Origin of the sequence: Flavobacterium poyangense, from assembly GCF_011751075.1 — a bacterium.
GTDB classification, from domain to species: Bacteria; Bacteroidota; Bacteroidia; order Flavobacteriales; family Flavobacteriaceae; genus Flavobacterium; species Flavobacterium poyangense.
In genome coordinates, this window is sequence record NZ_JAALLN010000001.1 from 43,476 (window position 1) to 65,495 (window position 22,020).

General features: G+C 34.5%; 21 protein-coding genes. 17 read left to right on the forward strand and 4 right to left on the reverse strand.

All coding sequences use genetic code 11. From position 1 onward, the window contains the following. The first annotated feature begins 56 nt into the window (after nt 1-56). From G3A47_RS00190 to G3A47_RS00235, 10 genes are all read left to right on the forward strand, one after another. Nucleotides 57-566, forward strand: a complete 510-nt coding sequence (locus G3A47_RS00190) for a Dps family protein (protein WP_243860358.1) — start codon at nt 57-59, stop codon at nt 564-566. 519 nt (nt 567-1,085) lie between these two features. Next, a complete protein-coding gene (locus G3A47_RS00195; protein ID WP_166919299.1) occupies nt 1,086-1,637 on the forward strand; it encodes a helix-turn-helix domain-containing protein in 552 nt (183 codons plus the stop codon). Nucleotides 1,638-1,659: 22 nt separating this feature from the next. Continuing rightward, nucleotides 1,660-2,109 carry a response regulator gene (locus tag G3A47_RS00200; RefSeq protein ID WP_166919301.1) on the forward strand — a complete coding sequence of 150 codons (450 nt, stop codon included), beginning with the start codon at nt 1,660-1,662 and terminating at the stop codon, nt 2,107-2,109. Between the two features lie 9 nt (nt 2,110-2,118). Beyond that, the gene (locus G3A47_RS00205; RefSeq protein WP_166919303.1) at nt 2,119-3,903 is read left to right on the forward strand and encodes a CHASE3 domain-containing protein; all 1,785 of its coding nucleotides are present in this window, start codon (nt 2,119-2,121) and stop codon (nt 3,901-3,903) included. 134 nt (nt 3,904-4,037) lie between these two features. After that, on the forward strand, nt 4,038-4,607 hold the full coding sequence (locus G3A47_RS00210) for a DUF4142 domain-containing protein (RefSeq protein WP_166919305.1): 570 nt from the start codon (nt 4,038-4,040) through the stop codon (nt 4,605-4,607). A gap of 41 nt (nt 4,608-4,648) precedes the next feature. Beyond that, nucleotides 4,649-5,290, forward strand: a complete 642-nt coding sequence (locus G3A47_RS00215) for a porin family protein (protein WP_166919306.1) — start codon at nt 4,649-4,651, stop codon at nt 5,288-5,290. Between the two features lie 286 nt (nt 5,291-5,576). Next, nucleotides 5,577-5,729, forward strand: a complete 153-nt coding sequence (locus tag G3A47_RS00220; RefSeq protein WP_117610295.1) for a lmo0937 family membrane protein — start codon at nt 5,577-5,579, stop codon at nt 5,727-5,729. A gap of 34 nt (nt 5,730-5,763) precedes the next feature. Further along, complete coding sequence (locus G3A47_RS00225) at nt 5,764-6,048, forward strand: YtxH domain-containing protein (RefSeq protein WP_166919307.1); 285 nt, start codon at nt 5,764-5,766, stop codon at nt 6,046-6,048. 35 nt (nt 6,049-6,083) lie between these two features. After that, nucleotides 6,084-6,464 (forward strand): hypothetical protein, encoded by a 381-nt coding sequence (locus G3A47_RS00230; protein ID WP_166919308.1) that lies wholly within the window; start codon nt 6,084-6,086, stop codon nt 6,462-6,464. 27 nt (nt 6,465-6,491) lie between these two features. Beyond that, nucleotides 6,492-6,830 carry a hypothetical protein gene (locus G3A47_RS00235; protein ID WP_166919309.1) on the forward strand — a complete coding sequence of 113 codons (339 nt, stop codon included), beginning with the start codon at nt 6,492-6,494 and terminating at the stop codon, nt 6,828-6,830. A 667-nt stretch (nt 6,831-7,497) separates the two neighbouring features. Here G3A47_RS00235 and prfA read toward each other — a convergent pair. Continuing rightward, nucleotides 7,498-8,574: a peptide chain release factor 1 gene (gene prfA, locus G3A47_RS00240; protein WP_166919310.1), complete on the reverse strand. Its 1,077-nt coding sequence runs from the start codon at nt 8,572-8,574 to the stop codon at nt 7,498-7,500. Between the two features lie 362 nt (nt 8,575-8,936). Between prfA and G3A47_RS00245 the strand changes: the two genes are divergently transcribed. The 3 genes from G3A47_RS00245 (at nt 8,937) to G3A47_RS00255 (ending at nt 12,030) form a co-directional block, all read left to right on the forward strand. Then, on the forward strand, nt 8,937-9,770 hold the full coding sequence (locus G3A47_RS00245; RefSeq protein ID WP_166919311.1) for a DoxX family protein: 834 nt from the start codon (nt 8,937-8,939) through the stop codon (nt 9,768-9,770). Between the two features lie 205 nt (nt 9,771-9,975). After that, the gene (locus G3A47_RS00250; protein ID WP_166919312.1) at nt 9,976-11,448 is read left to right on the forward strand and encodes a P-loop ATPase, Sll1717 family; all 1,473 of its coding nucleotides are present in this window, start codon (nt 9,976-9,978) and stop codon (nt 11,446-11,448) included. 147 nt (nt 11,449-11,595) lie between these two features. After that, entirely contained in the window at nt 11,596-12,030 is a 435-nt protein-coding gene (locus tag G3A47_RS00255; protein WP_166919313.1) for a RidA family protein, read from the forward strand. A gap of 369 nt (nt 12,031-12,399) precedes the next feature. Here G3A47_RS00255 and G3A47_RS00260 read toward each other — a convergent pair whose 3' ends face one another. Next, complete coding sequence (locus G3A47_RS00260; protein ID WP_166919315.1) at nt 12,400-12,753, reverse strand: hypothetical protein; 354 nt, start codon at nt 12,751-12,753, stop codon at nt 12,400-12,402. A 116-nt stretch (nt 12,754-12,869) separates the two neighbouring features. Here G3A47_RS00260 and G3A47_RS00265 point away from each other — a divergent pair, with 116 nt between their 5' ends. Further along, nucleotides 12,870-13,106 (forward strand): helix-turn-helix domain-containing protein, encoded by a 237-nt coding sequence (locus G3A47_RS00265; protein WP_166919317.1) that lies wholly within the window; start codon nt 12,870-12,872, stop codon nt 13,104-13,106. A 267-nt stretch (nt 13,107-13,373) separates the two neighbouring features. Here G3A47_RS00265 and G3A47_RS00270 read toward each other — a convergent pair whose 3' ends face one another. Next, nucleotides 13,374-14,429: a ligand-binding sensor domain-containing protein gene (locus G3A47_RS00270; protein ID WP_166920977.1), complete on the reverse strand. Its 1,056-nt coding sequence runs from the start codon at nt 14,427-14,429 to the stop codon at nt 13,374-13,376. Nucleotides 14,430-14,885: 456 nt separating this feature from the next. Then, the gene (locus G3A47_RS00275) at nt 14,886-15,677 is read right to left on the reverse strand and encodes a DUF5995 family protein (RefSeq protein WP_166919319.1); all 792 of its coding nucleotides are present in this window, start codon (nt 15,675-15,677) and stop codon (nt 14,886-14,888) included. A 345-nt stretch (nt 15,678-16,022) separates the two neighbouring features. On the opposite strand from G3A47_RS00275, the gene G3A47_RS00280 reads away from it, so the two are divergent. From G3A47_RS00280 to G3A47_RS00290, 3 genes are all read left to right on the forward strand, one after another. Then, a complete protein-coding gene (locus G3A47_RS00280; protein ID WP_166919320.1) occupies nt 16,023-18,326 on the forward strand; it encodes a type IA DNA topoisomerase in 2,304 nt (767 codons plus the stop codon). Between the two features lie 284 nt (nt 18,327-18,610). Further along, the gene (locus G3A47_RS00285) at nt 18,611-19,087 is read left to right on the forward strand and encodes a DUF6265 family protein (RefSeq protein ID WP_166919321.1); all 477 of its coding nucleotides are present in this window, start codon (nt 18,611-18,613) and stop codon (nt 19,085-19,087) included. A 421-nt stretch (nt 19,088-19,508) separates the two neighbouring features. Then, nucleotides 19,509-21,935, forward strand: coding sequence for a TonB-dependent receptor (locus G3A47_RS00290; RefSeq protein WP_166919322.1), 2,427 nt, complete (start codon nt 19,509-19,511; stop codon nt 21,933-21,935). Nucleotides 21,936-22,020 lie beyond the last annotated feature (85 nt).

A 22,020-nucleotide genomic window follows, 5' to 3' on the forward strand; every position in this document is an offset into this window, starting at 1 on the left:
ACATTGAATTCCTGTAACATCTTTGCCTAATTCTATAAAAAATAAAACAACACTTTATGTTAAATTTGGAACAAACCGAAAATCAAGCGATTATGATTCCGAACATTGGCATTGCAACAAAAAATTTAAAAAAAAGCACAACTATATTAGCCACAATTTTATCTAATGAAATGACATTATATGTAAAAACCAGAAAATTTCACTGGAATATTTCAGGAAACAGCTTCATGGAATTGCATAAATTACTCGAAGAACAATACCGAATTCTAGAAACTAATATCGATGAAGTAGCGGAACGCATTAGTCAATTGGGAGAAAAAACAATTGGTACTATGCACGAATTTATAGAAAATTCGACCTTGAAAGAATCTCCAAAACAATATACTTCGCAAAAACAGATGTTACAGGAATTACTCGAAAACCACGAACAGTTGGCTACCGAATTCAGAGCTTTTATACCGACATTTGAAAACGACAACCAGGATATGGGCTCTGCCGATTTTGTTACGGGACTGTTACAACAACACGAAAAAATGGCCTGGATTCTTCGTCGATACCAGGCTTAGAATAGCTGTGTCCTGAACTATCCCACATTCTGAGAAATTGATCTATAAAAATAAACAATAATTAATTAGCACTTTTACAATACTATTCCCAAGTAGTACGTTGCTTGTAATTCTTAAAATTACACTAGCCACAGAGAGCCGCGAAGTCGCAAAGTTTCTTTTTATACACGCAGATCTAGCAGATTAAGCCGATATTTTTGTTCTCTGATTTCGATAAAAAATATTTCGAATAGATCTGCCAGATCTGCGTGAAAAAATTGCTCTGCAAACATAGGAGCCGCAAAGTTTCTCACGCAGATTTGCTTCACCAGTTCTCTATCACTCGGGTTACAGATATTTTTGTTTTGTTATTTCGATAAAAACAATCCTAATAAATCTGCAAAATCTGCGTGCAAAAGACTTTTCATTTATGTGTTAAAAATAATCACTTCTCAATGCATTAAATTCTTAAAATCTTAATTTAATCTATAAGCCAACAGTAAGCAAAAAAAGAATTATCTTTAACCCTATTTTAATCCTATGAAATTATTTATAAAGTTCGACATCAACACGATTTGTTCCCTTTTTTTAAAAGAAAAGCTGGACGAGCAAAACATAGATTTTAGTACTTTGGGGTTTGGTGAAATCGAACTTACTAAAAACCTTGACGCTGAAGGGCTTGAAAACCTAAAAAACACATTGAGTCCATTTGGACTTGAGGTGGTTGAGAATCAAAAAAGTGTTTTAGTACAGAAAATCAAAGATGCCATTATTGAACTGGTTTACGTAGATGATAACAACAATCTGAAGAGTTCTGTTTTTTTGGCAGAGAAATTAAATCATAGTTATGGTTATTTATCGAATGTTTTTTCGGAAGTAACCTATTCTTCGATTGAAAATTTCATCATTCTACAGAAAATAGAAAGAGCCAAACAATTGATGTTAGTCAATGAAATGAGTTTGACCGAAATTGCTTTTTTACTTAATTATTCGAGTGTTGCCCACTTGAGTACGCAGTTTAAAAACACCACCGGAATTACACCATCGGCTTTTCAGAGGATTATAAAAAAGAGAAGAGAGAATTTACAATAAAACCTAAATACCACGAAAATCAATGCAGAAAAACGCATTACACATTTTACTTGCCGATGACGATGAGGATGACAGACTCTTTTTTAAGGATGCCTTTGAAGAAGTTAGAGTTCAAACAAATGTAACATTTGTTCACGATGGCCTTCAATTGATGGAACATTTGAAGACACCCGATATCAACTTACCCGATATTTTATTTCTGGATTTAAATATGCCCAAAAAAACGGGTAAAGAATGTTTAAGGGAAATCAAAAAAACCGAACATCTTAAAAATATTATTATTGCTATATATTCTACTTCCTCTTCAGAAGAAGATATAGAAGATACCTTTATTGAAGGAGCAAATATTTATATCAAAAAACCAAGTGATTTTAATGCACTGAAAAAGATTATTAATGAGGTTGTTACTTTAAATTGGCACTACCACACATCTGGTCTGAACCGTGATAATTTTTTGTTGCGCCTAAAATAATAACATTCCATGAAATGGCTACCCAAGTTTAATTCTTCAAACTCATTGAGAGTTATTTTTGTAATTGCAGTTTTCATTCTGTTATTTCTTTCTTCGATTACGTACAAACACGAACAGGAACTTAACGAGTCCAGTAAGCTTGTTATGCATACGTACGAAATAAACATTCAATTGGAACGATTGATGTCGGCCATAAAAGATGCCGAAACCGGACAACGTGGTTACATCATAACGCGCAATAATCGTTTTCTTGCACCTTATATTTACTCCCGGGACAAGGTAAACACTTCTTTTATTACTTTAAAAAAACTTACGAAGGACAATGAAGCGCAGCAACAAAATCTTCGAAAACTATTCAAATTAATTATCCAACGTTTTACTTCGTTTGAAAACTGTTTTAAATACAGTGATCCTAAAACCTACGATAAAAGAAAACTCGACAATCATATGTTTGGAGGTCGTATCCTCATGGAAAATATTCGTTTTCAGGTTGATAAAATGAACGACATCGAAAAAGATTATCTGCAAAGAAGATTGAAAATTTATGATGATGAGATTTCTTTGAGTCCGATTTTCTCTACTTCTTTGTTTCTGGCCGCTTTACTTTTTATCATACTCGCCTACCGACAAATCAGCAGAGATATTCATCGTCTGATGGTCTATAATAAAAAACTCCTCATTTCGTCCCGTTTAATGGCGGAGTCTGAAATAACCGGTAAGTTTAGTACCTGGCAATGGGATTTAGACACTCAAAAAATTGATTATTCCGACAATCAATATCGTTTGTTAGGGGCTAAACCAAATTCTTTTGTTCCCAAAAAAGAAACTTTTTTAGAATTTGTGCACCCAGACGACAGAGACGCCATTGCGAAGTCTATGGAAAACATTATCAGTAAAAAACAATTGCCGTTTATCTATTATAAAATTATCCGTTCGGATCATGAAGTCAGACATTTTAAATCAACCGGAAAATTATTGACCGATCAGCAAGGCGGAAAAATTCTACTCGGAATTAACTTTGACATTACAGACGAACATCTGTTAAACATAGAACTTCAGGAGCGAAATGACGAATTGGAAAAAAGCAATAAAGAGCTGGCTTCTTTTAATCATGTTGCCAGTCACGATTTACAGGAACCACTTCGAAAAATACAAACCTTTATATCAAGAGTTTCTGATGCTGATAAAGCGGCACTATCTGACAGCGGCAAAGAATATCTTAATAAAATCGAAGCATCAGCCAAAAGAATGCGTGTTTTAATTGATGATTTGCTACTGTTTTCAAGAACCAATACAACCAAAAAAGAATTCATTAAAACCAATTTGAATGATGTTTTTGAAAACGCCAAATCTGAATTAACAGAAGTTATTGACGAGAAAAAAGCACTTATCACAGTTTCTAAATTACCTAAACTATCTGTAATTCCTTACCAAATAGAACAGCTTTTTATTAACCTCATCGGAAATTCACTAAAATACAACCGTCCGGGTATTGCACCTGAAATTCAGGTAGAAAGCGAAAAAGTAAACGCTGCCGATTACCCCGGTTTATTGGATCAGAATATTAAAAAATTCCACAAAATCACTTTCAGGGATAACGGAATGGGATTTGACCCACAGTTTAAAGAAACTATTTTTGTTCTCTTTCAACGTTTACACTCCAAAACAGACTATCCCGGAACCGGAATTGGTTTAGCCATCTGCAAAAAAATAGCCGACAACCACAAAGGATATATTATTGCCGACAGCACTCCGGACGAAGGCACCTTAATTACCGTTTTTCTACCGGATTAAAACTCAAAAAAATCAACCTATCAGACGTTATATAAGCCCATTATGGGAATTATATAACGTTTCTTTTTTATGCTGTAAAACAAAATAAAGGTTTCGGTGGCATCTTTGTAATGTAATACTTTATGAAGTCCTAAATGAAAGCAAAACCCAAAGTAAAAGCTACAATTTTAAGAGTCTTTTTTTTATTCATTGTTATAGTATGCATGGCATCATGCAACGGTAACAACTCGATAGAAACGACTTTAAAAAATGAGGTTTTTATAAAAAGTGACAAAGAACATAGTGAAGCTTATTTTCTAATTGCGACGGCAAATATAGGTAAGACCATTATTTCTAAAAGTCAGATTGCTGAGCAAAAGAGTTCAAAAAGTACGATACGGGAAATCAGTAAAAAAATAGAAAGTCATCAGCATCTTTTGTTGCAGGATATCAACAAAATGGCCAATAACAGGCTCGTAATTGTTACCGATATTAACACCAACGACAGACAGGATTTACAAGGAATAATGGATAAAAATGACCTCAATTTTGACGAAGCTTATCTCAACTCTATTGCAAAGTTGTTAGAAGAGCAAATCAAGTTGTTTGAATCGATTTCTAAAGATACCAATGATAAAGTGATTTTAAAATTTGTATTACAGTATTTACCGGAGAATTATCAGTTTTTAAGAGAAACTGCGCAAATCAGAGAACAAATAAATTAAACGCCTTTTACTAATCTATCTACTAACTAAATTATTTAACTATGAAAATGCAAACCAATTTTTTATACGCCTTAACCCTATTTTTAACTGCTTCATTTGGAATAATCAGGGCTCAGAGCGGCAATGTGACTGAAGAATTTGGTATAAAAGGAGGATTCAATATGTCTAACCTATACAGCAATGATGCTAATGACGAAAACATATTGTACGGTTTTAATGCCGGTCTTTATGCTACATTACCAATTTCGGATTTTATCGCTATTCAGCCTGAGATTCTTTTTACCACAAAGGGTTCAAAGCAAGAGTACAATAATTTTCTTGGAAGCGGAAATACGAAATTCAGATTAAATTATATCGAAGTTCCGTTATTAGTACGAGTAAATATTACCAAAAATTTCAATATTCATGCCGGTGGTTATGCTTCTTATTTGGTAAGTTCTAAAGTAACCGGCGAAGGAAACTTCAATTTTACCCAAGACATAGACACCGATGACCTAAACAAATTTGACGCCGGTCTCTCGGCAGGTGTTGGAGTCGATTTCAACCCTATAAGCATCGGATTACGTTACAATTATGGTCTGACTACAATTGGTAAAGAACGAACAGTAGCAGGAACAACCTATACTTTTCCTGATGCCAAAAACAGTAATTTGAGCTTGTACCTTTCGTACAAGTTGAATTAAAAAACAATAATTAAACCCCATTAGGTCTACTTATTTTTTTAACACATAGAAACATAGTTTTGATAATACAGAAAGACATTTCACTTATGTAAAATTTCAATTGTCAGTCTGAGCGAAGTCGTCAGTCTGAGCGAAGTCGAAGACCCCCTAGTTTGACTATGCGAAAGAAATGCATTTCTTTTTTAAACTCTTTTCTACAAGTCAAACCTATTTTTCTATGTGTTATATAATTTTCATGAAGTACACACCATGAGATAACTGAATATTAATTTTAAATATAAAAGCCATGTCAAACTTATTATACACAGTAGCATTGATTCTTGTTATTCTTTGGGCTCTTGGATTTTTTGTTTACAGCCTTGGAAGTATTATTCATATTCTATTAGTCATTGCTATTATCGCAATTTTATTAAGGCTTATAAAAGGCCGCGAAGTTTAAACCACACTATTAATAATCCAATAAATCAAATATTATGAAAACGAGCACCACAGTTTTAGGAATTTTAGGAGCCGCAGCAGCGGGAGCTATTTTAGGAGTATTATTTGCACCGGATAAAGGATCAAATACAAGAAAAAAAATCTCCGATAAATCAAAAGATTACAAAGATAATCTGAAAAGCAAAGTTGATGATATCGTAAATACGCTCTCTTCAAACGGTAAAGAGATTATCGAAGAAGGTAAAGCCAGATTCAATGCTGCAAAAGAAGACTTCAACGCTATCAAAGACGAAGCAAAAACCGTAAAAACGAACTACTAGAAAAAGTGGATTTTTCAAACCATAAAACCAGTACAATGGAACCAAATGCAACAACAAACGAGAACCTCAACCTTTATGAAAAGGCTGAAAATTATACTAAAACGAGTTTTGAATTAATCAAACTCAAGACAGTATCGTCATCTGCAGACGCACTGTCAACCTTAACATCCAGAATTGCGGTTGGCGCTGTTGTTGCATTTTTTACCCTGTTCCTCAATATTGGAATTAGTTTATGGATTGGAAGTGAACTCGGACACTATTATTACGGTTTCTTTATCATGGCTTTAGTATATCTAATTGCAGCCATCCTATTGCACAAGATGCAACACAAACTAATCAAAACTCCGATTGGAAATATGATTATTTCGAGCATTCTAAAAGAAACTTCAAAAGATGTCGATCCAAATTTAAACTAATGGATTAAATCAAAAAAAAAGACTGTTATGGGAACTGTATATACTATTGATACATTAAATCAGAGGATTCAGCTACTGGAAAAACAACAGGATGCCGAATGGTGCGCCATAAAAGAGGAGATTGACGAAATCAGAGACAATCTAAAACCCCTTAACCTCATTCGAAATACTGTTGAAGAGATCAACGAAACAGTCGGTTTTAAGAGCAATTTAGCCCAATCTGCGGTAAGTATCGCCATTGGCTATCTGGCCAAAAAATTTGTAGTTGGAAAAAGTGATTCTAAAATTAAAAATATCTTTGGTACACTATTACAGTTTGCCGTAACCAATATTGTTTCTAAGCCGCACGAATCATCAAAGGAGTAATTGTCTAACTTAATATCTTATATTATGGAAAAGTTCAATGAAGTACTTATAAAAAACAGTGTGCAACTCTACTCTAACCTCTATAAATGTTTTGAATTCACAAGAGTATTTTTAGGTATCTAACACGCTTTATACGTTTCTTATACAAACGATTAATCGGTTAATCCCTTCACTATAATTCTAATTTTTACAATTAGAGCCTTATGAGAAAAGCAAAGTATACCTTTAAAGTATACTTTGCTTTTTTTTGAGGTGCGAAGTACACACAACCTTGTCATTTCGAGGTACGAGAAATCACCTCTGTTAGTTGTCATTTCGAATGAGGAGCCCCTCTGTTAATTGTCATTCCTGACAACCCTAAACCACAAATCTGACAGGTTTTAAAAACCTGTCAGATTTAATTTAAGTAGTAATTAATAAATTTTAAATACGAACAGCTATCTATACAATCGTGTCAATTTTACCGAAGGAGGAATTGCGCTCGAGAACCCATGTAGCATGTTGCTTATCTTTGCGGAGTTCCGTATGTGATTCCTCGTACCTCGGAATGACATAAAAAAACGAACAAAAAAGAAAGGACAAAAACCAGAGAAGGCTGTTTCACAAAGTGAAACAGCCTTCTCTATATCTTAGCATCTCAGAACCTTAGCCCCTCAGCATCTCAAAATTAAAACACCTCGCTGGCTTCCTTCAATTTCTCCATGTTATTCACCAGTTGCAACTCAGCCACAATTTTCTGAATATCACCATTCATGATATTTCCTAAATCGTAAAGTGTAAGTCCAATTCTGTGATCGGTTACACGACCTTGTGCATAGTTATAGGTACGAATCTTAGCAGAACGGTCACCAGAACTAACCTGAGAAGTACGTTTTGTAGCATCTTCAGCTTCTTTCTTAGCCAATTCCATTTCGTACAAACGAGAACGTAAAACCGTTAACGCTTTGTCTTTATTTTTGTGTTGTGATTTCTGATCCTGACATTGTGCCACCAATCCGGTTGGAATGTGTGTTAAACGCACCGCAGATTTCGTTGTATTTACAGACTGCCCACCAGGTCCTGACGAACAGAAAAAATCAACACGAACATCGTTCATATCAATTTGTACGTCAAACTCTTCCGCTTCCGGTAAAACCATAACGGTAGCTGCCGATGTATGCACACGACCTTGCGTTTCTGTCTGAGGAACACGTTGTACACGGTGAACACCCGCTTCAAACTTCAAAGTTCCGTAAACATCTTCTCCCGTAACTTCAAAAATTACCTCTTTAAAACCACCTGAAGTACCTTCGTTCATATCTACAACCGAAGTTCTCCAGCCTTGACCTTCACAATATTTAGTATACATTCTGAACAAATCACCTGCAAAAATACTCGCTTCGTCTCCACCCGTACCAGCACGAATCTCAACCATTACGTTTTTAGCATCTTCAGGGTCTTTAGGAATCAACATAAATTTTATTTCTTCCTCAAGTTCAGGCAGACGTTCTTTTGCCTCGTCGAGTTGCATCTTGGCCATTTCGGTCATATCCGCATCACTTCCGTCGGCAATGATTTCGTTTGCTTCGTCAATATTTGCTAAAACAAGAATGTATTCTTCTCTTTTGTCAACCAGAGCTTTAATACTTTTGTACTCTTGGTTAAGCTGCACATAACGCTTTTGATCAGCAATAACATCCGGCTGAATAATCAAATCCGAAATCTCATCAAAACGCTGCTTTACATATTGAAGTTTATCTAACATTTTATAATCCCTTTTATTTGGAGTGCAAAATTACGAAATTTTTCTTTACGGTAGATTATTTCTGGTTTTATGTTTTTAAGGAGCTATTTCCTGCTATCCGCTGTATCTTTTTAGGCTCCATTTTTACGATTTAATTTAGTCGGTTTCGTTTGCCTAAAAAGGATGCCGCTGCTATCAGGGCTAGGGCTTTTCGTTTCAAAATACAACTTCCGATTTTCAGCAAAAAAACAAACCGAAAAGGATATTATTTTAACAAAAAAAGCCAAAACGAAGATTATTATGTAAGTATTTTTTTGCAGCATTTTATATATTTGATACTTACCAAAATCAAATTTTTGATTCTTTTTTTAATACTGTAACCAATGAAAGAACTTACCAAAATTGGCCATCTGCTTTATGGCGGCGGCATCGTTGCTTTAGGCGTACATCAACTTATTATACAAAAATTTCGTTCGGAAATTTTAGCTCCGTTTCCTGCCTGGGTTCATGGCAATTCTATCTTCGCCATTCTTACGGGAATAACCTTAATATTGACAGGAATTATTATTTCAGGCTTATTTAAAATTAATTTTGTTACCGTAAAAAAGACATGCCTTTATTTAGGATTCTCTTTTCTTGCCGCAGTTCTCCTTTCTCATCTACCCTATATATTATTCTTTAGCCCTGTCAAAGCCGCAGGCCCGGAAATTTGGATTAACGCTATCGAAGAACTAGCCTATAGCGGTGGTGCATTTGTAATGGCAGGCTCCTACTCCGAAAACGGTCTTACTAAAACCGAAAAGAGTTTCTTTACCCTATTGTTAGAAAAACTCATCCCATGTGGGCGAATTTTTTATTCCCTTCTGATACTATTATTTGGATTCAGTCATTTTCTTTTTACCGATTTTCTCTCCACCATGGTACCTAAATGGCTGCCAGCCCCAATATTTTGGACTTATTTTACCGGTGCAGCTCTTATCGTTTCCGGCATCTCCATTATTTTTAAAATAGGAATCAAACCAATTGCATTTCTATTAGCCGTCATGCTGCTATTTTTCTTCGCTTTCTTCCATGTGCCCGATGCCATCGCAAATCCCTCAGTAGGTGGCGGAAATGAAATTGTGCGTGGCATTATTGCGCTTCTTTTCTGTGGTATTGCATTAGTAATCGCATTGACAAATGGTCGTGATCGTTTGGGGCTTCAAGGAGGTGAATAGTTTGGGTTTGTAATTCATAAATATTCGAAAACTTAATGATTAGAAATCCGATAACGTTGATTTACAGTTTTTATTCTATTTTAAAATCAAGTATTTTTACGTGGTGACTAATTTAAATTAAAGGACGATGTTTGTTTTTAAGTAACAAATAAGGTATTACTTAAAAAGATAGTATAATTTAATCATTCTTATTAACAAATAATAAATGTCACAATCAATAGGTCTAGAATTTACAGATGAAAATATTCAAAAGCTTTTCGGATTTGAAGATGCTGAAAGCGAGTCAATTGAAAGATTAAGAGAGTATTATTTCAAAAATGAAACTTTTAAAAGAGTTTCATCAGATTTGCCTATAAGAGTTTTGGTTGGTCATAAGGGAATTGGGAAATCTGCTTTATTCAAAGTTTCTATGGCAGAAGATTATGAAAAGGGCAATTTACCAATTTTGATAAAACCTGATGATATTGCTGAAATAGGTATGAAAGATGAAAATTTCCTTTTGCGTATAAGACAATGGAAATATGGTCTCACAAAAATTATTGGCTCCAAAGTTTTTAATGAATTTGGAATTACTGACTATAAGATAATAAATAAACTCTCAAATTTCAGCTTAAAGCTTATCAATCATGTTACAGAATCTGTAACTCTTGCTAAAGAAAATGTTGATTTATCACCTTCAAAAAGATTGTTAATAGATAATTACTTAAAAACTAAAAAGATAATTGTTTATATCGATGATTTGGATAGAGGCTGGGAAGGTAAAAAAGAAGATATAAATAGGCTATCAGCACTTCTGAATTCAGTTCGCGACCTTGCTAGTGAAAATCCAGGGCTAAGCTTTAAAATTTCTTTACGCTCGGATGTATATTTTTTAGTTCGTACATCTGATGAGTCAACTGATAAAATTGAAGGAAATGTCGTTTGGTATAGCTGGGACAATCATGAGATTTTAATTATGTTAATAATTCGAATGTTAACTTTTCTAAATAAACAATACTCCGAAAACAATCTTCGTCAAACCCCTCAATATCATTTAGGCCTTTATTTAGAAGATATTATGGAAGGAAAATTTCAGGGGTATGGAAAATGGGAAAACAGACCTATGTATAAAATTCTAATGTCATTAATAAGAAAAAGACCAAGAGACCTTGTAAAATTATGTACTCTCGCTGCAAGGGAGGCATATAAAGATAAATCGCGTTTAATAAAAACTGAACATTTTAGAAATATTTTTGAAGAATATTCCCAAGGAAGGATTCAAGATACTATTAATGAATACAGGACAGAACTTCCTTCTATTGAACAATTAATATTCGGAATGAAACCAACAAAAAAAACTAATAATACCTATGCCGATAGTTTTGTTTTTACAACTGCTGAATTACGTCAAAAATTGACTAATATTAAACAACAAAATAGATTCATTTTTGCAAATGGCAAAATTGCTACTGTCCATGATTTAGCACATTTTTTATATAAAATTAATTTTTTAACAGCTCGTAAAATATTAGGGGACGGTGAAATAGATAGAAAATACTTTGAGGAAAATAGATATCTCTCAAGTTCAACAGCTGATTTTGGTTATGATTGGGAAATTCATCCTGCTTATCGATGGGCATTGCAACCGGATAAGATTGAGGATATTTTCAATAAATTAACTTTGAGCTCAGATAAATAAATATAAAAACATTAAGTAATAAAATTTCAATAGAAGTTTACCCACTCTTAAAAATCATCGTCACTGTTCGAAAATCTCCCAGCTTCGAACAACCTTAGTTAACTAAACAAAACTTCAAAACGAACACCAATCAAAAAACAACCAATTATGAAACATCTTCTATTACTTTCTTTTTTATTCATTTTCGCTAACAATTTTGCACAAGAAGTTAAAATAAAAAAGGAAAAATGGCATTGGAATAATGAGCCAAAACAAGATACCGTTATTGGTTATACTCAAGTTTTAAAAGTGGACAATGTTCTTTACATTTCAGGTGCTATAGCAACCGAAATAACTCCGGAAGGAATCACAGCTGTCTATAAAGATTTAAAAGCTTCACTAGCGAGTTATGGCGCCACATTTGAAAATGTTGTAAAAGAAAATTTATATACAACAGATATAGAAGCAGTGAAAAAAAATAATTTCGCCAGAAAAAAATTCTACAATCATGACTTTCCTGCGGCTACATGGGTACAAGTAGTACGATTATACATGCCAACAGCAAAATTAGAGATTGAATTGATTGCACATCTACCGAAATAATTTGATTTAATTGAGGTCCAGTTCTGCGAAGAACTCCTCTTAGAATGTTGCACATTCGATCATATTCAAACTAACTAAAATAGAACAATCCTACGTACAATTTCAAAAATGAAAGAAATCAAACCAAAAAAGAAAAATTGGCTCAAAATAATTGTAGAAAATTTATTAGATTTTATTTTAATGTGGAAATAAACAAATGCGCAAAAGCTTGCGAAGACATTTTTGCGCATTTTCATTACAATCTTTTTAAAAGAAACTACCGATGTCCGAATGACATTTGCGTGCGACCTTCGAGACAATTCAGTAAACAAAACTAAATAAGGAGCAGTTTAAAACTGCTCCTTATTTAGTTTATAAACTTCCTCAAAACTATTCCATTTTAGAGAATAATTTAGACGTTGCATCAGACTGCAAATAAACTTCATGCAAATCATCTAACAACTCCATTTCGTCCTCCGGGAGAAGCTGTAGGGCAATTTCAAGCAATGTCATTACATTGATATCAGCATCATTCGATACACTTTGAGTGTCATTCTTCAGTACCAAAATACTTGCTTTAAGTAAATCTGAAACCATTAGATTTAATTCATTATAAGAAGATACTTTTAGCGCTACGTTAAACGAACCATCAGTAGTGTGCTCTCGCTTCAGTTTTGTAAAATAATGTGCTTTATTCATTAATTCTGAAAATTCTGTTACAGATTTATTGTGTTGTATTTCCATGATTGAATTGGATTAAGTTATTATTATTTGAAAACAAATATAACAAAAATTCGGTTACAAACAACCGATTGTTTACAATCACACAAAAACAATCTATTACTTGTAATTTCATTTCTATGAAAAGGACAAGAAAAAGTGAAATCCCAGAAGTTGTACCACAACTAGGAATCAGAATAAAAGAGATCATTGAGAACAAGCAACTCAAACAAAGAGAGGTTGCTCATGAAGCCGAAATGGATGTAGAAAATTTGAGAAAATACATTAAAGGTTCTCAGGAAATGAAAATAAGCACTTTGTTTAAAATTGCTCAAGCCTTAAAAATAAATGCAAGTGATTTAATTAAGGATTTATGAAGAAGAATGGGTCGATGACATAACTTATCGCTATCGAAATTAAACCTAACAGGTCTTAAAACCCTGTTAGGTTTGTTTATTTTTTATAGACAAATCATGCGGCAGGACCTATTATGGTTAAAGAAGGTGCTCCAAAACCAAAAGATGGAGTTGTTAGGACTGGAACATATACCATAATAAAACAATAAAATAAATCCAATAAAAATCTCCATGTTCAATTTGGAGATTCAAAAAGAACAGTATAAATCGGCTGTTCTTTTTTCATCATTATGGTTTAAACTTTTCAAATGTCTTTCCATTAAATTTATATGCACCATTTTCGTGTGTTCCAAGCCAAAGGCCGCCATTATTATCCTTGTAAATACTGAATAATTTAATGTTTTTTGATTGTTCCTGAACTTGATAGGATGTAATTTTTGTTCCATCATATTTCCAAACTCCATCACGATAAGTTACAAACCACAAATTATTCTTGTTGTCTCTTACCGTTGAAAGATACTCATTTAGACCACTTGCATTTTTTCCATCTAAACTGCCTATGCTTTCATGTCTTGTATAAAACTTATTGCTTTTTAATCTTATACTGTCGTAAATACTATAACGCTTTTCAGTATTAAACCAAAAGTCACCATTTTTGTCTTCCGTAATCGAACGCACTCCATTTGCCCCTCCATTGCGAAATTCCGTCACATCTTCTTCTGTAATCCATTCGAATGATTTTCCATCGTAACGACACACTCCAACTGGATTTGTGCCAAACCAAATGTTTCCATTTCTGTCTTTATAAATGCTATAAACATCAAATGGATTGTTAAGTTTAGGGGGCTTTGGAAGTGTCAATTCATAAAAGGTATTCCCATCAAAGCGGTAAACTTTTTGTTTGTTTTGATAAGCATTTATTAGCCACAAATCATTCTTTTCAAGTTTCCATTCATTACTTGGAGTTGCTATAATATTGGTAAATGATTTTCCGTCGAACTTTGTTATTGTAGCATTTGGGTTCATACCTGTGAAATATATGTTGCCTAATTTATCTTCTTTTATATCATCAACTCTATCGGTATACAAACCATGTTTTGTCGTGTAATTTATCAAAGTTTTACCGTCATATTTGTAAATTCCTGTTTTCCAACTACCAAACCAATATGTGTTTTTTTTGTCTTGGTAAATTACCATAATACTGCTTCCAAGTTCTCTTACAGTGTCTCCCTTTACATTTATTTCTTTTAAAAGGACAGAATGGTTCTTCGAATTAGAAATCCGACCATTACACGAAGTCAAAATGGATAAAATACTCAAAGATAAGAGTGTTGTTAATTTCATTTCTGTCTGTCTGTTTATTGTTTAGTGCTGTCTGTTACAGAATGGCCGATATCGTTTCACGGCTTTGCGCAATGGCGGATTTTTAGGACAAAAGTTCAATCGAAGAACTGCACACTGCTGCGCGAATGTCTCCGACTTCGCGCAATTTATTTTGTCCTTATAAAATGCACAAGTCTAAAAAGTCTCTGACTTTTACCTCACATTAATAATTTGTTTGTAAAGATTTATTGTTTTTACATATACAAATCTCAAAGAAGTTTGAAACCAAAAACAAGTAAAGAAATGACGTTTAAAGTCAGAGACTTTGAGAAATAAATTACTTCTAAGATCGTTTATAAAAAAACGCAAAGTCAGAGACATTTGCATAGCGCAGTCGATGGCGTAGCTTACTGCTATCGAAATTAAACCTAACAGGTCTTAAAACCTTGTTAGGTTTAGTTATTTTTCATATACAAATCATGCGGCTGCGCAAGCCGTCACATTTTGTTCGATTATCTGCAAATCACTTATTTTTTGAGCAACATCTCCTTTTTCGAACAAACGAATAAATTTAAAAACGGCACTGACAAAATACCCCGGGTTTGAAACTAAGCGGGCGATTTCTGTGATTTTTTTATCTCTTTGCGCTATACAAGGTTCTGTTTGGTTTTCGGGAATTTTCACAAATTCATTGGCAAATTTCCAGGCACCGTCCCGGGCGGTTTCCATACTAAAATCGATAAAAAAATTGTCTATTTTGCCTGTCCATTTTAGTATAATTGTGAGCGTTGGCCAAATTTTGATCAAACATTTTTCGACACCTCCTACCAGACTGCTCAAAATACTGTTGATTTGGTCAAAATCAGATTTTAAGTCCTGAATGTCCTCTGGTGTACTGACTTGCGCTGCAGCTATTCCTAAATCCAGATTAACATGGGCATTAATTCCGAGCAATAAGTGTTGCACCACTATTGGCCAAAATTTTTCTGCTTGCTTAAAAGAAAATTCCCAACATTCAGACGGTTTTTCTTTGGCTTTATATTGGTAATAAGCCTTTATGTAGCGATTGGCAAAAATAACATCGAGTTTTTCCATTCGTTCCCCATTTTGAAAGGTATTCGCAGCAATACCTTCTTTTATTCGCACCGTAACTTCACGGTACAACATCGTAAACAAACCAATTGCGCTTTGTTCCTGTTTTGATACTGCTATTATTTCATCCAAATACTGAATGACCTCATCTATTGTTGTCGCTTGTTTTATACTCATTATAAACTGGTTAAGATTAGAAAAGTAACAAGCGAATATACTTATTTTAATCTGTTAAACACATTATTTTGAAGCAATTATCTTGTTATTTTTTCGCCTTCAACAATAAAAGACTTTACAGCTTTAATGGAGTTTCTCACGCAGATTTGACAGATTCTTTTTACCGCAACTACAAAACAAAAAATCAGCCTAATCTGCCAAATCTGCGTGAGAAAAAAAACTTTGCGTCTTTTCGAGACAGAAAGCAAAAAACCTGATCCTCAACATCATCGTTACAAAAAGACAAAAAACTTTAATACCAAGTTCTAAATCCCTAATTTTACACCTTCAAATTAGAAGGAGAAAATGAAGGTCTGTATTGCCGAGAAACCAAGTGTAGCACGAGAAATCGCATCTGTTTTAGGTGCCAATACCAAACACGATGGCTATTTTGAAGGCAACGGTTATGCCGTGACTTATACTTTCGGGCATCTATGCACCTTAAAAGAACCCAACGATTATAAACCGCATTGGAAAAGCTGGGACTTGAACAACCTTCCCATGCTCCCTGAGAAATTTGAAACCAAAGTGGTTCAGAATTCGGGAGTTCAAAAACAGTTTAAAATCATAAAAGAGCTATTCGACAAAGCCGAAGTCGTAATCAACTGCGGGGATGCCGGACAGGAAGGGGAGCTCATTCAGCGTTGGGTGATGAATGAAGCTCATTATAAAGGTGAGGTACAACGCTTATGGATTTCGTCCCTAACAACCGAAGCGATAAAAGAAGGTTTTGATAACTTAAAACCCTCCGCCAATTACGATAATTTATTCTACGCCGGTTTTTCCAGAGCGATTGGCGATTGGTTACTTGGTATGAATGCAACCCGTTTGTATACTGTAAAACATGGCGGTTACAAACAGGTATTGTCTATCGGACGTGTGCAAACCCCAACATTGGCAATGGTCGTGGAGCGTTTTAAAGAGATTGAAAGCTTTAAACCTCAACCATACTGGGAATTGCAGACTTTATACAGAGAGGTACTTTTTAGCTACGAAGAAGGTCGCTTTTTGAAAAAAGAAGATGGTGAACATTTAGCACAAAAAGTCAAAGAAAGCGAGTTCGAAATTGTTTCGGTAGACAAAAAGAACGGAAATGAATATGCCCCAAAGTTGTTTGACTTAACGGGATTGCAGGTATTTTGCAATACCAAATTCGGATTTTCGGCAGATGAAACGCTTAAAATCGCTCAAACGCTGTACGAACAAAAAGTAATCACTTATCCCAGAGTCGATACGACATTTTTACCTAACGATATTTATCCGAAAGTACAGGGCATCCTGCAAAAACTAACAGATTATACAGCATTGACCCAGCCAATTCTGGAAAAGAAAATAAAAAAATCGCCTAAGGTTTTCAACGATAAAAAAGTTACCGATCACCATGCGATTATTCCAACGGGGATACAAAGCAATTTACAATACAATCAGCAGCAGGTTTATGATATTATAACCAAGCGTTTTATTGCTGTTTTTTACGATGATTGTTTGGTAGCCAATACCACGGTAATCGGAAAAGCCGCCGAGGTAACTTTCAGAACCACAGGAAAAGAAATCTTAAAAAAAGGCTGGAAAATAGTTTTCGAAGACCCGAATGCCAAAGAAAAAGAACCGGATTTATTACCGAGTTTTGTTGTGGGCGAAAAAGGTCCGCACGAACCTTCGTTTCTGGAAAAAGAAACCAAACCACCCAATCAATTTACCGAGGCGACTTTGCTGCGTGCCATGGAAACCGCAGGAAAACAGGTTGATGACGAAGATTTGCGTGAATTGATGAAAGAGAATGGCATCGGTCGCCCGTCAACACGAGCGAATATTATTGAAACGCTTTTTAAACGTCAGTATATTGTTCGAAATAAAAAACAGGTTTTACCAACGCCAACAGGGATTCAGCTTATCGAAACGATTCAAAATGAATTGATAAAGTCGGCTGAGCTTACGGGTTCGTGGGAAAAGCAACTAAAAGATATCGAAAAAGGCACTTTTACCGCTGCAGCCTTTATCCGAAACATGAAACACATGGTGGAGGCTTTGGTGTATGAAGTACGAAGTGAAACCAGACATGCTAATATTTCGCATGCTGCAACGATTCCGAAAGCGGTACCAAAAGCAGAGAAAAAGAAGACTACGGGAATCCTGGCAGAAACCTGTCCGAAATGTCAAAAAGGGAATCTGATAAAAGGAAAGTCCGCTTTTGGCTGTACCGAATATAAATCAGGTTGCGATTTTGTGCTTCCGTTTACTTTTGCTGCTAAAAAAATAACCGAGAGTCAATACCTGCGATTGCTTCAAAAAGGCTCTACAGTAAATATAAAAGGTTTTAAAACGGATTCCGGAACTGTTGAAGGTCTAATTCGTTTTGAAGAAAACTACAAATTAAAATTAGAGCCCAAAAAATCAGAACCTAAAAAACCGCAACAAGAGGCTTCGGATTCTTTGGTTTGTCCAAAATGTAAAAAAGGGACAATTCTAAAAGGAAAAACGGCTTATGGCTGCGGTGACTATAAATTAGGTTGTGATTTTAAAGTGACTTTTGATGATGTGAGAGTCAAATTAGGAGATCAAAAACCAACTAAAGAACTGGTTTATTCTATTTTGTCTGAGAACATTTAGTTTTTTTTGCCACAGATTAAAATGATTTAAAGGATTTTTTTTTCGCTACGAATTGCGCGAATTTCCACGAGTTGTTTTTTTTATTGGAGTGGTTAAAAAGATTTTTGCCACGAATTTCCACGAATTGTTTTTCTTATTGGGGCGGTTAAATCATTCTAATCTTTTAATCTGTGGCAAAACTAATCTATAAAGAATTCCAACAATTAATTCGTGAAAATTCGTTCAATTAGTGGCTATTTTTTTTACTACCTTAGCTCAAAATATAACAGTAAATATCTCTAAATATGTTTCAGAAAATTACTCTTTTAGCGCTTTTATTAGCCTTTGTCTCCTGTCAGAAAAAAGCAACTGCAGAAAAAGATAAGATCAAAATGGCCGACTGGCTCATCGGAAACTGGGAAAATACTTCTCCGGATGGGGTACTTACCGAAAACTGGCAAAAATTAAACGACAGTACTTTTAGCGGAGCTTCTTACTTTATAAAAGAAAAAGACACAATCCATTTTGAAAGTATTCTTTTGGCACAATTGGGAGAAAACCTAACATACCAAGCAACTGTAAAAGGACAGAATGATGGTAAAGCGGTTTCCTTTCCTTCTACAATTTCAAACGAAAAGCAATTAGTTTTTGAAAATCCGAAACACGATTATCCTCAGAGAATCACTTATACCAAAGGGGCTAACAATACAATGACCGCCGAAATTTCAGGAAAACTGGAAGGTAGATTGACTACAGAACGGTTTATTATGACTAAAAAATAGCCTTGTTCTATAAATTTCTAAGAAGCCCTTGAGGCTTCTTTTTTTGTCTATATTTTAAAACCGCAAAGTTCGCAAAGTATTAGTCTTTTGCACGCAGATTTTGCAGATTATAGGGATTATTTTATCAGAGCCATAAAACAAAAATATCCGCATAATCTGCAAAATCTGCATGCCTAAAAAAACTTTGCGATTTTGCGCCTTTGCGAGAAAAAATTCCCCTTGCGTAAAACCACATAAACTTGCGGTGCAAAAAAGCAACTAAAGTTTATTCCTACTTTAACATAAACAAAATCAACATTTAACAATTTCACCACCATTTTTTAAACAATAACAATTGTTAAAATAATATTAATTTTTAAATTTGCTCAGTTTTTATTCATTCTAAATAAGAACAACTTAAAACCAATTAAAAAAATACCAAATGAATTATCTAAACCCCAGAATTCAACAAAATCTTTTTGTTTTTTTCTTATTTCTATTTTCTTTAACTACTATTTCTGCCCAGCAGTCTTTTGGAAGTATAAAAGGAACCCTAACTACTTCTGACGGGGAAAAGGCAGAAAATGTTTATTTGAACTTAAAGAATTCAAAATATGCCACTACTTCCAACGAATACGGTGCATTTGAACTCAACAGAGTAAAACCAGGAAGTTATACTTTACAAATTTCATTGGTCGGCTATGAAAAGCTGACACAAGAAATAACCGTTACCGAAAATCAGGTTACAACCTTAGAGTTACAATTGACCGTTTCTAACAAACAGTTAAAAGAAGTTGTAATTACAGGAAACAGAGGAAAAGCTTTTCCAAAGCAAAGTACTTATGTTTCTAAAATGCCTTTAAAAAACATTGAAAATCCACAGGTTTATAATATCGTTTCTTCTGAAATAATGAAAGAACAAGCCATTACAAGTTATGATGATGCTTTAAAAAATGTTCCCGGTATTCAAAAACTTTGGGAATCTACCGGACGTGGTGGCGATGGAGGATCTTATTATACGTTACGCGGTTTTGAAGTTCAGGCCAATATTGTAAACGGATTACCGGGCTTAACAAACGGAAGTCTTGATCCTGCTAATATAGAGCGAATTGAAGTGATCAAAGGACCATCCGGAACTTTATTCGGAAGCGCTTTGATTAGTTATGGTGGTCTTATTAATACGGTTACCAAAAAACCATTTACCGGTTTTGGCGGAGAAGTTTCGTATACAGCCGGAAGTTTTGGTCTAAACCGAGTAACGGCAGATGTAAACACTGCTTTGGATGATAATAACGCTATTTTGTTTAGAGTGAATACTTCCTACCAAACAGAAAACAGCTTTCAGGACACAGGCTTCCGTACAGCTCTTTTTGTGGCTCCTTCCCTATCTTATAAAGTAAATGATAAATTGTCTTTCCTTATCAACACTGAATTTATGCAGGAGGAAAAAACAACACCATCTATGTTGTTTTTGGGAAGAGATGAACCTTTGCAATTTGCCAACCTTGGGGAGTTAAATTACAACACCGATCTATCTTTTTATACTAATGATTTGTCTATAAAAAATCCTCGTTTTAGCTTACAGGCTCAAATGAATTATAAAATCTCTGATCAATGGACTTCACAAACGGTTTTGTCCAGAGGTTCGTCTAAATCAAATGGGTACTATTCTTACATTTATGATAATGAAGACGGAAAAAAAGATTTTGCCCTATGGATCAGCGACCAACAATCGCAAACCACTACAACAGATATACAACAAAATTTTATAGGCGATTTCAAGATTGGAAACCTGCGCAATCGTATAGTCGCCGGTCTTGATTATTTTGAAAGAAATGTAAACTCCGGAGGATCTGGATATGCAAAACTTTATAATATTACTGCGCAAGGAGAAATCAGACAATTTGATCCTTTGGCTCCAAATTATCTGACTCGATCATCAGTTAGTAGTCTTCTTTCTAAAGAAGGTCCGCAAAACTATAACCAAAAAGATGCAACCTACAGTGCCTATGTTTCAGACGTGCTAAATATTACGCCAACTTTATTAGCAATGGCCAGTTTAAGAGTTGATTATTTTGACACAAAAGGAGACATCAAAAACGACAAAGACGATTATAATCAAACGGCTTTATCTCCAAAATTCGGATTGTTGTATCAGCCTATTGAAGATCAATTAGCTTTATTTGCCAATTATATGAATGGTTTTAGAAATGTTGCCCCTGGCAGTACTATTGATGCTAACGGAGATGTGCAACCTAAAACTTTTGAACCGGAGCATGCCAACCAATTAGAATTTGGAGTTAAGGCCAATCTTCTTTCTGACAAATTAAATGCAACAGTGAGTTTTTATAACATTAATGTAGATAATTTAGTTGTAAATTCTAATACTATCAGCACTCAGGGAGGTTCAGCAAGAAGTAAAGGACTTGAATTTGATCTGAATGCTTCTCCAGTAAAAGGATTAAGCATCATCGCGGGATACAGCCACAATGACAGCAAAATTACTAAAGGAAACGCAGGTGATGTCTGGCTTGAAAACGGAAAAAGACCATTCTGGTCCGGACCAAAAAATCTGATCAATCTATGGGCTACCTATAAATTTGATTATGGTACGCTTGAAGGATTTGGTTTAGGATTTGGAGGAAATTATGCCAGTGAAAATGCTATTTTGGACAGTCCAAAAACGGGCAAATTTGTACTTCCGGAATATACCGTATTTAATGGTTCTGTTTTTTATAGTTCAACTAAATTCCGTGTGGCTTTAAACCTTAATAATATTGCTAATAAAGAGTATTTTAATGGTGGCTGGTCTACGGTTAATCCGCAAAAACCAAGAAATTTGGTAGCAAGTTTCTCTTATAAGTTTTAATTCATTTTAACTTAAATATAAAACCTCGAAATCCTATACCATTTAGTGATTTCGAGGTTTTTTTTTGCCACAGATTAAAGGGATT